This window comes from Helicobacter salomonis, assembly GCF_900197775.1.
Lineage (GTDB): Bacteria > Campylobacterota > Campylobacteria > Campylobacterales > Helicobacteraceae > Helicobacter > Helicobacter salomonis.
The window spans coordinates 50,800-63,941 of the sequence record NZ_FZMA01000001.1; the positions used below are offsets into that span (position 1 = coordinate 50,800).

At 45.5% G+C, this 13,142-nt stretch carries 15 protein-coding genes; 6 read left to right on the forward strand and 9 right to left on the reverse strand.

What is annotated here, in order from left to right; genetic code table 11:
• Nucleotides 1–2: 2 nt before the first annotated feature.
• The 3 genes from C6H04_RS00255 to C6H04_RS00265 are packed head-to-tail and all read right to left on the reverse strand — an operon-like array spanning nucleotide 3 to nucleotide 2,717.
• Entirely contained in the window at nucleotides 3–242 is a 240-nt protein-coding gene (locus C6H04_RS00255) for a twin-arginine translocase TatA/TatE family subunit (RefSeq protein WP_104695492.1), read from the reverse strand.
• A gap of 49 nt (nucleotides 243–291) precedes the next feature.
• Nucleotides 292–921, reverse strand: coding sequence for a guanylate kinase (gene gmk, locus C6H04_RS00260; RefSeq protein WP_104695491.1), 630 nt, complete (start codon nucleotides 919–921; stop codon nucleotides 292–294).
• Complete coding sequence (locus C6H04_RS00265; protein ID WP_104731990.1) at nucleotides 921–2,717, reverse strand: hypothetical protein; 1,797 nt, start codon at nucleotides 2,715–2,717, stop codon at nucleotides 921–923. Before C6H04_RS00265 ends, gmk begins: the two co-directional genes overlap by 1 nt.
• A gap of 90 nt (nucleotides 2,718–2,807) precedes the next feature.
• Here C6H04_RS00265 and C6H04_RS00270 point away from each other — a divergent pair, with 90 nt between their 5' ends.
• Nucleotides 2,808–3,350, forward strand: a complete 543-nt coding sequence (locus C6H04_RS00270) for a phospholipase D-like domain-containing protein (protein ID WP_104695489.1) — start codon at nucleotides 2,808–2,810, stop codon at nucleotides 3,348–3,350.
• On the opposite strand, the gene C6H04_RS00275 is transcribed toward C6H04_RS00270, so the two are convergent.
• The gene (locus C6H04_RS00275) at nucleotides 3,347–4,042 is read right to left on the reverse strand and encodes an outer membrane protein (RefSeq protein WP_104731991.1); all 696 of its coding nucleotides are present in this window, start codon (nucleotides 4,040–4,042) and stop codon (nucleotides 3,347–3,349) included. The two genes, C6H04_RS00270 and C6H04_RS00275, sit on opposite strands and share 4 nt — an antisense overlap.
• 79 nt (nucleotides 4,043–4,121) lie before the next feature.
• On the opposite strand from C6H04_RS00275, the gene flgH reads away from it, so the two are divergent.
• Genes flgH through pseI form a run of 5 tightly spaced genes read left to right on the forward strand, consistent with a single transcriptional unit; the run spans nucleotide 4,122 to nucleotide 7,974 of the window.
• Nucleotides 4,122–4,826 (forward strand): flagellar basal body L-ring protein FlgH, encoded by a 705-nt coding sequence (gene flgH, locus C6H04_RS00280; protein ID WP_104731992.1) that lies wholly within the window; start codon nucleotides 4,122–4,124, stop codon nucleotides 4,824–4,826.
• A gap of 5 nt (nucleotides 4,827–4,831) precedes the next feature.
• Nucleotides 4,832–5,524 carry a pseudaminic acid cytidylyltransferase gene (gene pseF / locus C6H04_RS00285; RefSeq protein WP_104731993.1) on the forward strand — a complete coding sequence of 231 codons (693 nt, stop codon included), beginning with the start codon at nucleotides 4,832–4,834 and terminating at the stop codon, nucleotides 5,522–5,524.
• Nucleotides 5,472–6,398, forward strand: a complete 927-nt coding sequence (locus tag C6H04_RS00290) for a hypothetical protein (protein WP_158653794.1) — start codon at nucleotides 5,472–5,474, stop codon at nucleotides 6,396–6,398. Before pseF ends, C6H04_RS00290 begins: the two co-directional genes overlap by 53 nt.
• A complete protein-coding gene (gene pseH, locus C6H04_RS00295) occupies nucleotides 6,388–6,960 on the forward strand; it encodes a UDP-4-amino-4,6-dideoxy-N-acetyl-beta-L-altrosamine N-acetyltransferase (protein WP_104695484.1) in 573 nt (190 codons plus the stop codon). The genes C6H04_RS00290 and pseH overlap by 11 nt, the downstream gene beginning before the upstream one ends.
• 6 nt (nucleotides 6,961–6,966) lie before the next feature.
• Nucleotides 6,967–7,974, forward strand: a complete 1,008-nt coding sequence (gene pseI, locus C6H04_RS00300) for a pseudaminic acid synthase (protein WP_199766058.1) — start codon at nucleotides 6,967–6,969, stop codon at nucleotides 7,972–7,974.
• Here the strand turns inward: pseI and fur are convergent.
• The 5 genes from fur to C6H04_RS00330 all read right to left on the reverse strand — a co-directional run bounded on the left by fur (nucleotide 7,956) and on the right by C6H04_RS00330 (nucleotide 13,065).
• Nucleotides 7,956–8,426, reverse strand: coding sequence for a ferric iron uptake transcriptional regulator (gene fur / locus C6H04_RS00305; protein WP_104695482.1), 471 nt, complete (start codon nucleotides 8,424–8,426; stop codon nucleotides 7,956–7,958). The two genes, pseI and fur, sit on opposite strands and share 19 nt — an antisense overlap.
• A gap of 567 nt (nucleotides 8,427–8,993) precedes the next feature.
• Nucleotides 8,994–10,211, reverse strand: a complete 1,218-nt coding sequence (locus C6H04_RS00315; protein ID WP_104731996.1) for a tRNA methyltransferase — start codon at nucleotides 10,209–10,211, stop codon at nucleotides 8,994–8,996.
• Nucleotides 10,208–11,461 carry a hypothetical protein gene (locus tag C6H04_RS08030; protein ID WP_233711794.1) on the reverse strand — a complete coding sequence of 418 codons (1,254 nt, stop codon included), beginning with the start codon at nucleotides 11,459–11,461 and terminating at the stop codon, nucleotides 10,208–10,210. The genes C6H04_RS00315 and C6H04_RS08030 overlap by 4 nt, the downstream gene beginning before the upstream one ends.
• A 13-nt stretch (nucleotides 11,462–11,474) precedes the next feature.
• Entirely contained in the window at nucleotides 11,475–12,155 is a 681-nt protein-coding gene (locus tag C6H04_RS00325) for a hypothetical protein (RefSeq protein WP_104731997.1), read from the reverse strand.
• Between the two features lie 10 nt (nucleotides 12,156–12,165).
• The gene (locus C6H04_RS00330; RefSeq protein WP_104731998.1) at nucleotides 12,166–13,065 is read right to left on the reverse strand and encodes a hypothetical protein; all 900 of its coding nucleotides are present in this window, start codon (nucleotides 13,063–13,065) and stop codon (nucleotides 12,166–12,168) included.
• Between the last annotated feature and the right edge of the window lie 77 nt (nucleotides 13,066–13,142).

Consider the following 13,142-nt stretch of genomic DNA (forward strand, 5'->3'; position numbering starts at 1 on the left):
CCCTAAGCCTTATGTTGTTCAGAAGAGGGAGAGGCCGTATGAGGAGGGGTTTGTGATTGGGCGTGTATAACCTGAGGCTCTTGTGGTTTACCCTCTTCTTCATCCTCTTTAAGGGCCTTTTTAAAGTTTTTAATGCCACTTCCAAGCCCCTTAGCAAGCTCAGGAATCTTCTTAGCCCCAAACAACAACACTATCACAAATAAGACAATGAGCCAATGCCATACACTTGTAAAGCCACCCATGACTATCCTTTATGCAGAGATAACGGGAGGCATTTTACTACACATGGGCTTAAAGCGTGAGGTTGCCTGCCCTCCACGCTTTGCAGAAGTCTTCCTTGGGAAACATCTGCTGTTTGTAGCTTAAAGTTTTAGCAATCCACAACACCTGTTGCTGCGCTTGTTCTAAAGACTCATTGACCACCACATAATCGAATTGATCAATCTCTTGCAATTCCTGGTACGCATTGGTCAATCTCCGCGCAATCACTTCGTTGGAGTCCGTGGCGCGCTGCTCCAAGCGCTCTTGTAAAACCTGTGCACTCTTAGTGGTGATAAAAACAGAGGTAGCTTTAGGATAGAGTGCTTTTACACTCCTATGGCCCTGTACATCGATGTCAAATAAAACCAGCTTGTTGGCCTTTAAGGCCTCTTGTATGGGCTGCATAGATGTGCCATAGTAGTAGTTATGCACGCGCGCCCATTCTAAAAACTGCTGTTGTGCTATCCCTTCTAAAAAAGTTTGCTCACTCACAAAGTAGTAATGTTGTCCTTGAATTTCTCCCTCTCGCTTGGGACGCGTAGTCGTAGAGATAGAGAAGTAAATGTCCTGGCAATGTGCGCTCAGGTGCTTGACTAAAGTGCTCTTCCCAGAACCGCTAGGACCTGCGAGGATGAGCATCCTATAAGCATCTGTATGCATTAGGTCTTATCAGCGATCTGAATGTGTAACACCTTGTCTTCTAAAAGTTTGGGATCGAGGGGTGCATCTTTGAATAAGGTTTGCAAAAAAGGCAGGAAAGGCTGTAAATCTAAGGTTAGCGTGGCTGGACTCGCTGTGGGTGTCGAATCTGGTGTGGCTTCTGATACATGCTCTTGGGTAGTCTCTGGTGCAAGCACTTCCTCTTCAGGCCTATCAGGGGAAAGGGGAGTGGAATCAGGAGAATCTTGGGGTGTGGAATCTAAGGCTTGTGTCACGGGCAATGTTTCCGCAGATTCTAGGACTTCAGCCTCCGGCTCACTCTCTTCAAGGGCTTCCTCAGGTGCGGTAGCAAGCTCTGGAGTAGGCGTGAACAGAGTTGTCTCAATATCCCGATCTATCTGATCTTCTGCTGCAGATTCAGTCTCTAGGCCCTCTTCGCTTGGAGGTTCTCCAGAAGAGGCCTCTACAGATGAAGCTACATCCTGGGTCTGATCGCCCTCCTGCACATCATCCAGTAGGGGCGCATGCGCTGGGCTGAGAAGCTCGCTCTCCTGCGTCTCCTCTTCTGTGGGGTTATCTAGCTTTGCGCCTTGCTCTGCAGGGATCGCCTCCGTATCCTTAGGAGAAGCAACATCCAATGGAGAGTCTTCCTCAGATTCCTGTGAAATCTCTGCTTGAGTAGCAGATTGCTCTCCCGTATCCTCTGGAGTGTGCTCGTGTAAGTCTGTCTGTGGAGTCTCCAAGGGCTCGTCCATCACACTTGCCATAACAGGTTCAGGGATATCCTCAATATGCTCAATTTCTTGGGGCTCTAGGTCCTGCGCATCTTCTGAAAGTGCTGCAGAATCTCTTGAGGATGGATCACTCCCCTCTAGGGAATCCGCACCTACAGGAGATTCTGGAACCTTATTGTCAGAAATGGGTTGGGAATCTTCCTGCATTTGTGGAGAATCCATGTGCGGCGCGTGGGGTTCTTCTACGGGAACATCAGGCTCTAAGGAAGGAGTCTGCTCTTGAATCTGTGTATCGTGAAACGACTCACCATGCGCCTCTTCCTCATCATTGCTATTATCTACAGGCAATAGATCCTCAAAGGACAAATCCATAAGCCCTCTAGCGGGCTGGGGCGCGGAAGATTCTGTTGTCTGAGGTTCAGGGGAGGTAGATTCCTCTGTGGGCGAGAGAACTGGTTCGTCTTCTGGGGAAGGGGGGGTGGATTGAAGCGATGTGTCCGAAACCTCTGGCACATCGAGTGCTTCCTCTTGTTGCTCCTCTACTATAGAAGTCTCCTGGGAATCCTGAGCAGAAGTAGGTGCTACTCCATCGGATGCACCTAATAGTCCCTCCAATTCTTCCAACTGATTCAAACTAGAATCTAAGCTCAAATCACCTAGACCCATGTCTGTTTCTGGCAACACAGAAGGTTCCTGGGGAGGAAGAGGAGCCGGTTCAGGGGGGATATGTAGGGCCTCCAGGGTCTTTTCTAGGATGTGTAAAACATCGGTGGGCAAAAAGGGTTTCTGAATATAATGGGTAAAGGACCCAAAGGGGGCCACACTTTTGCGGTGTACGAAAGCACTTATTTTAGTTCCTTCTAAGTAGGGTGCAAGATGCTGGTAGCCTTCCTCATCCACTACGGTATCGTCTGCAAAAAAGAAACACTCTGCGTCTTCCTGAAGTTTGGAAAGCGCATCCCCTACATGTTCGCGTACTACTAAGTCCAATGCAAGCTTTTTGGCGATGTTCTCAAACAACTTCTCGACCATCTTATTTTGATTAACCAATAGGATCTTCAACGCCACTCCTTAAGCTAAACTACCTAAACCCCGCATTATAATACAAGTTCGCCCTATTTTGCTTAACTAAATACAGAATGAGGAGTTGCCGTGAAATTATCTTGGAAGGCCTTTTACCTATCCTGTACGTTGGCAGGGATTGTCCATGCTAGCTCTACACTTTATGTGCTCCCCTATGAACAAAATGAAGCGCTCAATAGTCTCATCTCAAGTATTAATGCAGCCAAAAGCACCATCAATATTGCCATTTATAGTTTTACACATCAAAAGATTGCCAAAGCGCTTAAAGATGCCGCGAATCGAGGTGTTAAGATCAACATTATTTATGACTATGGTAGCAATACTGATGCCAAGCATTCCACCATTGGCTATTTGTCCAAATATAGAGGAATCAACACTTGCTTGCTTCAGGGAGTCCAGGCTAAGGGGTCTAAGGCCACTCATCGGGGCATTATGCACCAAAAACTTGCCCTCATCGACAACCGATGGATTTTTTTAGGTTCTGCTAACTGGAGTAAAAATGCCTTTGAGAATAGCTACGAATTGCTCCTCAGAGATGATAACCCTAGTCTCATTCAAAAGGCGCAGAGCTACTACACAAAAATGTTCAAGGCCTGCACGCCCTATCGCTAGAAGTGGTAGTTATAGCCGATGTAAAAGGCAAAGGTTCTACGAATCTGGACGCTAAAGTAATTGCCAGAGTAGTAGCGGTTATTGATCGTAGGGATTTTGAAGCCCATGTCAATGCCATGCTCACCCATCACCAGTGCTCTCACACCCACATTGAAGAGAAATTGGAAGGTGCTCACACTCACGCTACTGTCCCCCGATGATGGGATACCCATTTTATTCTTTCCCTGATCGCCCAAGTACCACGAATTACCCGCAATCGCCATGCCCGCATAGGCACCTAAATCCAAGGAAATATCATCACGATAGAAGGCTCCCTGAAAAAAATTATAAAAAACATCGGCGGCAGCACCGTAAGTAAGCATGTTGCTTCCCCCATAATAACCCCCACCTCCATAGTAGCCCTTCTTATAATGCGCCCCAAACCCCTGCCAGTCTAAGAAAGCGTAATAACGCGCCCCAAACATCTGATCGTCTCTAAAATATCCATTATATCCCACCAAAAATCCTAGACCATTAGCTCCCACATTCATGTCGCTGCGCACTCCATTAGAACGGGTTTGGATATTGATCGCTCCAGTTTGGTAACTCGTTCCTACAATGAGTCCCTTCATCCAATTGGGCTTGTCCTCAGCCTGCAGGTTCATTCCCATAATCGCCCCCAAGACCCACTGCAATACAAGTCGTTTTTGCATTTTCTTTCCTCAAATAATTAATGACTGCAAGACTTCTATTATAGTATAATTTAGAGGCAAAAAAATTCTAAGGAGTGTCATGCGCAAGCTCAAATGGATATGGCTCATGGCATTGGTTAATGTTATGAGTGCCGTGGAACCCGGAATTAAATTTGACCCCCCTGACTATGTAGAAGAGATGCCCTCCAAGGAGTTTATCCCTGAAATCTCTAAACCCGGGAGTCTCTTTGGACAGGGCGAGAGACCTCTATTTGCAGATAGACGCGCCATGAAGCCCAATGACCTGGTAACCGTGGAGATTTCTGAGGCTTCCAGTGCTAATTACAGCACTTCTAAAGATTACAAGAGCACTTCTAATGGCACCTCCAGCGCGCCTAGATTGACTTACAATGGCGCCGATCCCAATAAGCGCAATGAAGCGCAGTTTTTGGACGATCGCAATAATTACAGCCTAACTCAATCGACAACGAATAATAGCTTTAAGGGCGGGGGGGCACAAAAAAAGAGCGAAGACCTCAAGCTCACCCTCACGGCGCGCATTGTCAAAGTGTTAGAGAATGGGAATTATTTCATCCATGGGAGCAAGGAGATTCTCGTAGATGGAGAGAAGCAGATCATCGAACTGAGCGGGGTTGTGCGCCCCTTTGACATCACACGCGATAACACCGTACAATCTAAGTATATGGCCAATGCCAAGATTTCCTACACCAATATTGGTGCGTTGAGCGCGAGTAATAAAAAGAAGTTCGCTAGCGATGTTATGGAGTCCCAATTCCCCTATTAGTGTGTATGATTGCCCTCATTCTAGCCCGCGCCCAGAGTAAACGCATTCCTAAAAAGAATGTCTACCCGTTTTTAGGCAAGCCACTCCTAGCCCATGTGATCGACATCGCTCTGCGCTCTGGGCTTTTTACAGAAGTGCTGGTGTCTACCGATAGCCCAGAGATCGCTCAAATCGCTCGAGAACACGGGGCACACATCCCCTTTTTACGCCCTGCCCACTTGGCCGATGACTTCACCCCCACTTTGGAAGTGGTCGCGCATGCCATCCAAACTCTGCAGATTCCTGCCGAGTGCTTGCTCTGTGTCCTCTATGGCACTAGCGTGCTTCTCCAAACACACTATCTCCAGGACGCGCTTAGTGCTCTGCGCCAACACCCCCATTACAAATACGCCCTCGCTCTCACTCCCTATGCCTCTTCTCCCTACCGCTCTTTTAGGCTCACGCCCGAACTCACCCCTCTTTTTGCAGAGCATGTGGGCACACGCTCCCAAGACCTCCCCCCTCTTTACCACGATACGGGGCTCTTTTACATGGGCCAAGCCCAGCATTTTAAGCGACTTGAGCCCCTCTTGGCTGCGCACTCCTTTCCTCTCATTGTGCCCCATCTCCATGCCCAAGACATCGATACCCTAGAAGACTTGGAGCTTGCCAAACTCAAATACCAACTCTTGCATGCCCACGCTCAAAATCTTAGCTGATGCCAGTCCCAGTGCTGGGCTAGGTCATCTTAGGCGCGCTCAGAAACTCCAAAAACATCTAGCCCATCTCAACCTTGAAGCATGTGTCATAGCCCCGCATTCTTTGGCTGATCGCCCCCTAGATTGGTTGCATTCTGATGTCATAGAGCAGGGTGATGTCCTCATTGTAGATAGCTATCTAGCTCCTCTATCTTTTTACCACCATGCCCTCACTCATGCTAAAACTCTCATCGTGTTTGAAGACATGCCACTAAACCTCCCTGCTGATACCTGGGTCTTCAACCCCTCTTATGGCGCAGCACAACTCTATTTCAACCCCAGTGCGCGCCATTTTTTGGGATGCGCTTTTATGCCTTATGAAAGGGCTTTTCAAGCTTCTACAAAGGTCCTTAAAAGCATTCCAAAAACTCTTTTTGTGTCTTTTGGAGGCAGCGTCCAAAGCCTTCCCTTTTACCAACAGACCTTAGAAATTTTGGCCCACGACCCCCTAGAAGTGCATGTAGTCTTGCCACACGCGTTTGTCCAATCCCTCCCCTCCACACGGATCAATTTGCACACCCATGCTTCTTTGAGCGAAATAGCCGCTCTTATGCATGCATGTGACATCGCGCTTTTGGGCGCGGGCGGTATGCTCTATGAAGCCATGCTTAGCCTAACACCTATCTTAGCCCTATCCATTGCCCCTAACCAAGCCCACCAGCTCCAAACTCTCAGCAAGGCCCACGCGTGTATCCCTACCAGCTTGGCAACTCTGCTAACAGACCTAGCCCAATGCAATCTGGAAGTGCGGGAATGCTGCCAAGCTGCTCAACGAACTTTGGGTATCGGCCATGCCCTTGAATCTAGCTTGAGGGAGATATTGTATGGATACTGATAACCCTCTATGGTCGAGTTTTGATATCCCTCCTACCGCCCTCAGGCCAGATGCCAAACCCCTGCGTGCCTGCCATTTCATCCACACAACTCAGGTCGAACGGCTCACCATTTTGAGCTTTCGCAACCATCCAGATACCAGTGCGTGGATGCTCAATGAAAATATCACCCTAGAAGCACATCTACACTTTATCGAACAGCTCAAAACCCATCCTAGCAGCGCTTATTATCTCTTCAAGCAAGAGGAAACACTTCTAGGAGTGGGGTCTTTGACACGAATCCACCCCACCCACCGCCATGCTTTTTTGGGTATTTATAAAAACCCCTCTCTAAACCATGTGGGAACCCAGATTCTCGATGCGCTGGAATTTATTGCCTTTTATAAATTGCACTTGCATGCATTGCATTTAGAAGTGTTGGGCAACAACACCAGAGCCCTACATTTCTATCAACGCCATGCCTACCGCAAAGAAGGGTTTTTGCGCGACTTTATCTACCGCAATGGACACTATCACGATGTTTGGCTATTTGTCAAATTTTCCCCCCTCCATTATTTTCCTTAAGGAGTTATCATGAGTCTTCCCTACATCGTTGCTGAACTCAGTGCAAACCACGCCCAATCCCTAGAGACAGCACTTAAGTCTCTTGCACTTATCAAAGCTGTTGGTGCTAACGCGGCAAAACTCCAAACTTATACCCCCGATTGCCTAACTCTCAATGTGCATAAACCTCCCTTTGTCATTCAGGGAACTCTTTGGGATCAGGAAAGCTTGCATCATCTCTATGAGCGTGCTGCGATGCCCTTGGAGTGGCATACAGAACTCTTTGCCTGTGCTAAAAGTCTTGATCTAACCCTTTTTAGCTCCGTCTTTAGTCTCAAGGGCTTGGAACTCTTGGAGAAGTTAGATTGCCCGCGCTATAAAATTGCCAGTTTCGAGATCACAGATTTAGAGCTCATCACGCAAGTGGCGCGTACACAAAAACCCTTAATTCTCTCCACAGGAATTGCGACCCATACAGAAATTTTAGACGCCCTGCAGGCATGCCAGCAAGTTAACAACACCCAAATCACCTTGTTACACTGCACCAGCGCCTATCCTGCTCCCCTGCACGAAGCCAATTTAGCTGCCATGCCTTTGCTAAAAACGCGCTACCACACCCCCTATGGTCTGAGCGATCATACCTTGGGGAGTTTGAGTGCGATCATCGCTACAACCCTTGGAGCCAGTATGATTGAGAAGCATTTTATCCTAGATAAAAGTATCCAAAGCGTGGATAGTGCCTTTAGTATGGACGCCCAAGAGTTCGCCCAGATGATTAAAGATGTGCAGGACACGCATAAAGCATTGGGTTCAGAGCAGATAGATCGCAGCTCCCCCTCAGGGCGTCAGTTTGCTAGAAGTCTATTCATCACCAAAGCTCTTAAAAAGGGAGAAATCCTCACCAAAGAACATGTCAGAGCGGTGCGCCCCAACACCGGGTTGGCCCCCAAATACCTGCCCCAGATTTTGGGAAAAAGGGCGCGTAAAGACCTAGAGTACGCCCACCCTCTTACACTTCACGATTTAGAATCCTGATCGCGCCCCTGCGCTAAACACTTAGCACACACGACAAACATCTTCATGTCGTGGCTGACGAGTTTTGCTTGAAACTGCTTGGCCACCTCTAGCTGGCGTTCTTCAATCTGTGGGTCCACGAATTCGATAATATCGCCGCATTGCAAACAGATAATGTGATCGTGGTGCTCTTTGGCTGCAATCTCATAACGGCGACCATTCTTATTAGTTTCCAGGGTGTAGATAAAGCGCTCTTTTTCTAAAAAGTTTAGAATACGATAAACTGAAGAAATGCTGGTATTCTTATCATTCAAGCGGATGCTCTGCGTGATTTCCTCTGGGCTTAAATGCGTGCCACTTTTATATAGGACACTGACCACTTCCTCTCGCTGCTTAGAATTTTTCAATCCATTCTTTCTAATCGAAACGCGCAAACGCTCCAAAATAGATTCTAGGGTTTCTAATCGACGCATCGATATTTCTCCTTAATTTGCAATCCAAATCTAAATGGGTGCACCATAAAAACCCTGCATGATAACATCATTTATCCAACATTTGACATACTCCTCACAGCTAGAAGCTAGGGAATTGCTTCTCTTAAGCATTACATTATCTCAAAATGTGCCTTTCAAGAGGTCTTATGGCTTCTGCTCCAAGAGTCAATGTCTCAATCCTTGCGCATTGCACCTTCTATGTTCACCCATGCCTGTTCTCACCAAAACACAGGGTTTTGTCCTTTGGTTTTTGAAGATGTCAAGCGTTCCGCATGTCCACAAGCGTTTGTGGCAGGAACTCTGCCCACTAATGGTAACGCCTATCTTAGCAAAAATTGGGATTGTTATGGCAAAAACAAATCTCATAGAATGGCATGCCTAGCGGACATATCCCGCTCTTCCACAATCTCGCAAACTTTAGACTGGAATAGGAAGTCTTTAAAATCATGCACATTGACAAAACTTTTTGGATTAAAGTCTTTAGTGATGGCAGGATTGCTTGTGATGGAGAAAGAATAAGCTAATCCTAAGTAGAAATGGTATGGATTATCTTAAAAATTTCATCTTTTGCAACGCCACACAAAGCGCATTATTAGACTTAAAAGTTTGGAGTTTATCCTTAGGGTCTAAATACACACAAGGGCTATCATCAATAGAAATCAAACGCACAAGGTGTAATTGCTCTTGAATGTCTTTAGCGTTGTAGGTTTGGGATTGAAAGAGTTGTAGGCAGGTTTGCTGGGACTTTGCGCTTAAATACTTGGGACTTAAGCACATGGTGGGGTGATCCTTGAGCGTGTCTTTTAAAATCTTGGGGTTATCATTTTTTAAGCGGTTGTAAAAAGGGGCGTTGCGATTTAGTGGGATCACTCGTGATATGAAGAGATCAGCGAGGTGTTCGGGGTCTAGGCGTTGGATGTTGTCATGTATTGCCCCTTGACCAAAAACACTAGCTATGGTAGATGGAGGTTGTCCTAAATCTAAGATGGTGTTTAAAACTAGCGAGACCCAATACCTATAGTTCCCTCCGTTAAAGAGTTCCTCAAAGATGTTGTTAGTCGTGCAACATGCGTTATCCATATCTTGGACTAGGCGCTTTCTAAAAGGTTTATGGGGAACAATGTTTTTGAAATTTTTTTTCATCAAGTCTTGAAGTCTTTTCATTAAGTCTTGAAGTCTTGCCAGATTAAAGTCAACGATATTTCCAAAACTAACCTGTTTTTTAGAAAAGATACGATGGAGTTGTTGGATATAGGCGATCACATCTAGCCCCGCTTTGTGGGCGTTGAAAAGCGGGGCATAGAGCCATGCGGTGGCGTTTAAAAATGTGCGGGCGTCTTCTGTAGGCGATGCGTCTGGAATATACATGACATCATCGAGTTTTGCCTCAAGAACAATATTTGCAGAGAATATGTCTAGGATGTCTAGGACATGGAGCATTGTCATATCCTCAACATGGGTTAAGAAAAGCTCTTCTCTTTTGTTTTTTGGCTTAAACTCTTGAAATAAGGGGACTTGCTTAGCTACAGTTTTGGCTAGAGGGATAGAGTCATCTGTGTAATCTCCTATAGTCTGAGTCAGATCGGTTAAGAGAACTGGATTGTCAGGAGGGTTTTTTAGATCATCATATATCGCAATAAAGGATTTTCGCATGTAGTCATGGAGTGCCTTAAACGCCTTGAAAAATGGGGTGTCTTTATGGCTTGGGGGCTCTTTGCCTTGCAGATTTAAGAGTAAGAGAGCTAAGAGAAGCAAGCGGATCATTTAAGCCCCTTTTCTAAGTTCTTTTGCAACGCCAAACAGATCGCATTGTCAGACTTAAAACTTTGGAGCTTGTCCTTAGAATTAAGATACACACAGGGGGCGTTATCAATGGAGATCAGGCGCAAGGAGTTTAGGTATTTTTGTAAGGGTTTAGGGTTGTAGGTGTGTTGCTTAAAAATTTGTAAGCAAGTTGCCTTAGCTTCTTGGTTTAAATACTGGGGTTGCAAGCAGGGGGTGGGATATTTAGGGAGAATCATTTGCATCGCGGTTTTCATGCCATTTATTGCCGTTTTAACCGCATAGACATCGAGGCCGCGTACTACAACAAATAAAGCAACACCAGAAGGGTTTTTTATTTCGTGCACATTGCTAACAGCACGCCAATAGTTTTCCATGTTAGAATCGTATTGATTTTCATAATCCCCCAAGAAGGCAAGAACACGCGCCTTGTAATAAGTCGTCCATACTTCTAAATCTTGCACCTTGACACCCGTAGAACGCATGATTTGGGTTTGCAAAAAATTTTGATCGTACTCCGGATGGAAAATCTCATATAAACTATCAAGGGAATCGTATTGCGCTTTGATGGATTTAATATCTTTAAAATAGTGGCGCATAGTTGGGGTCTTCGCACCTTTAGTCATGTTTAAAATATCTTCTTGGGTTTCCATGCCGGATAAATATCTAACGGACAAATACTTAGATGGGGTCAAATATGTATTTGAGTTTGGTAGGTCAAGATTAGTCTGCAATGCCTGTAAATAATCTGTGATGTCTAAACCCTGATGATAAGCCTCCAACAAGGAAGCATACATCAACTCTATGCCCTTTAAAAATTCTAACGCGTTCTTTTGGGCATTAAAGGGATAAACACGCTCGGGACGCTCTGGAGAATTCTTACAATCATCAATATCTGGGATAGAGGTGCGCAAAAAAGTAAAGAGGTTAAACATCTCAAGGGCTTTGAGTGCTTGGATCATTTGGGCTTGTTTGGGGGTTTTGGGTTGAAAGGCTTGTAAAAGCGGGATGTGATTGACAAAGGCTTTTAGGTGCTTGACAAGGGTTGGTGCCTCCTTTTGCATGGCATTTGAATAGAGCATGTCACTTTCTACGCGCTCACAACGCTCTTTGAAAGCTTGGTAGTAGATTTTAACCATCAGTGCGCGGGCTTGTTGCATTTCTTGGACCAAATTAACATCTATAGCCCATAGGGGGCTGATGAGCAGAATAATACCTAGTAAGCGAGTCATTTAAATCCTCCATTTAATTGCTTGGCATGGATGGCAAAGATTTATAGTAGTTATCTAGCAAAATTGCAGGCTTTTGGCTAAAATCCACGCCTAAGAATTTTTGGCTAAAGGCGCGGTAAGCTTTTTGCCCATTACTATCAAAACTCATGTCATCATCAGGCGACCCTTCTATGTCATTGGGTTGGCTTTTTGGCAAGTTTTCTAAGATTTTTAGAATATCCACGCCCTCTTGGTGCTTTTTAAATAGAGGGGCATAGACAAAATCCCATGAGTTTAAAAAACTCTGCGCGCTTGCGGTGGTGTCAAAAGAGGGAACATCTAGAATCTCCGCACAATCAGAGTCGGGAATGTTCTCACTTAAAACTAGCAAAACTTGCATGGCTTCATACACCTTGATTGTTCTTAACAAATGCGCTTCCTGGGGGGTTCTAGGCTTAAAGGTTTGGAATAAGGGGACTTGATTCATCATATCCAGTGCCAAAGCAAAGGTAGCAATGGCATGCCTTCGCATAGAGTTTTGGTAGCGATTAGGATTATCACAAATGAACCTAACACCCCCTAGACCATTGATCAAACCCTCTTCATAGTTTTTAACCATCAAGCCATAGAGCGCGTTAAACTTCTGCAAAAACGCTTGAGGGGGCTGACCTAAAGCCAACTGCACCACCAACAAACACCATAAAACCCAGCGCATAAAATCTCCTTTAATCAGTACTATCTAAACAATAGCCCGGCGTGGTGTATAGCTCGTTATGATCGCACACTTTATGCAAGGCTTTGAGATTAAGATGCTTGCATTTTTGACTCCTAAAACACGCGCTTCTTAGCTTATACAAGAGTGCATCCTTGCCAAAAGCATCCTCCCCATAGTAGCTATCTTCTCTTATAAAATCATCTAGCCCCTCCTTGCCCCAAAAATACAAAAAATCTTGCATAGAAATTCTAAATTTGCCCTGCGGATCGTCCCTAGGTTGGCTGTAATAAAGATGGCTACCAAGCAATTTCATCAGATCGTCTCCCAAATCGTAGAGATAAGTTAGACCGGGATCGGGGCATCCATGCGCATTATCTGGATCGTGGCAGGAAAAAACTTGTTTGCTGTAAGTGCGCAGATAAAAACGCCCCCGCAACATTTCAAAGGCATATTGGTCGGCGGAGTAATGATCATCGATTTCAACTTCTTGGTATTTTGCTGAGATCACCAAGAGATTATTTTTAACCTCAATGTCTAGGGGTGTGTCGGTGCAAAACCCCTTAGACAATTGCCCCTCATGCAAAATACCCATGCATGTGCGCACGCCATCAGAGGGTCTAGCCCTCATAAATAAAGCACAACCCCGATAAAAAATCAAAGTGTAGGCTTGGGACTTGTTAGGTTTGTCATGGGGGGTTTTGGTTAATATGCGGGCATCTTCTTGATCGTAGATAGTTTCGCTCCACTGCAAGCTATCTTCATTATGGATACATCCCCCTTTTATCCCATCCGAATCTTTCCAATAATCATCCACCCATTTTTTCACCATTACTTGCGCCTCTTTGAGTTCTAAGGCGTATAGACTGTGCCAAGAAAGGCACAAACTAAGCATTAAAAATAAATTTTTCATGACTCCTATCTCAAGGTTTAGCATACCGATCATCCTTGATCCACAACTTAACAATCTCCGTTCCTACAAACCTATAA

Excerpts from the sequence above, each read along its gene's own strand:
- C6H04_RS00255 (WP_104695492.1), bottom strand. The coding sequence starts at position 242 with ATGGGTGGCTTTACAAGTGTATGGCATTGGCTCATTGTCTTATTTGTG.
- pseH (WP_104695484.1), top strand. The coding sequence starts at position 6,388 with ATGGATACTGATAACCCTCTATGGTCGAGTTTTGATATCCCTCCTACC.
- flgH (WP_104731992.1), top strand. The coding sequence starts at position 4,122 with ATGCGCAAGCTCAAATGGATATGGCTCATGGCATTGGTTAATGTTATG.
- C6H04_RS00275 (WP_104731991.1), bottom strand. The coding sequence starts at position 4,042 with ATGCAAAAACGACTTGTATTGCAGTGGGTCTTGGGGGCGATTATGGGA.
- C6H04_RS00330 (WP_104731998.1), bottom strand. The coding sequence starts at position 13,065 with ATGAAAAATTTATTTTTAATGCTTAGTTTGTGCCTTTCTTGGCACAGT.
- C6H04_RS00325 (WP_104731997.1), bottom strand. The coding sequence starts at position 12,155 with ATGCGCTGGGTTTTATGGTGTTTGTTGGTGGTGCAGTTGGCTTTAGGT.
- C6H04_RS00315 (WP_104731996.1), bottom strand. The coding sequence starts at position 10,211 with ATGATCCGCTTGCTTCTCTTAGCTCTCTTACTCTTAAATCTGCAAGGC.
- pseF (WP_104731993.1), top strand. The coding sequence starts at position 4,832 with ATGATTGCCCTCATTCTAGCCCGCGCCCAGAGTAAACGCATTCCTAAA.
- gmk (WP_104695491.1), bottom strand. The coding sequence starts at position 921 with ATGCATACAGATGCTTATAGGATGCTCATCCTCGCAGGTCCTAGCGGT.
- C6H04_RS08030 (WP_233711794.1), bottom strand. The coding sequence starts at position 11,461 with ATGACTCGCTTACTAGGTATTATTCTGCTCATCAGCCCCCTATGGGCT.
- fur (WP_104695482.1), bottom strand. The coding sequence starts at position 8,426 with ATGCGTCGATTAGAAACCCTAGAATCTATTTTGGAGCGTTTGCGCGTT.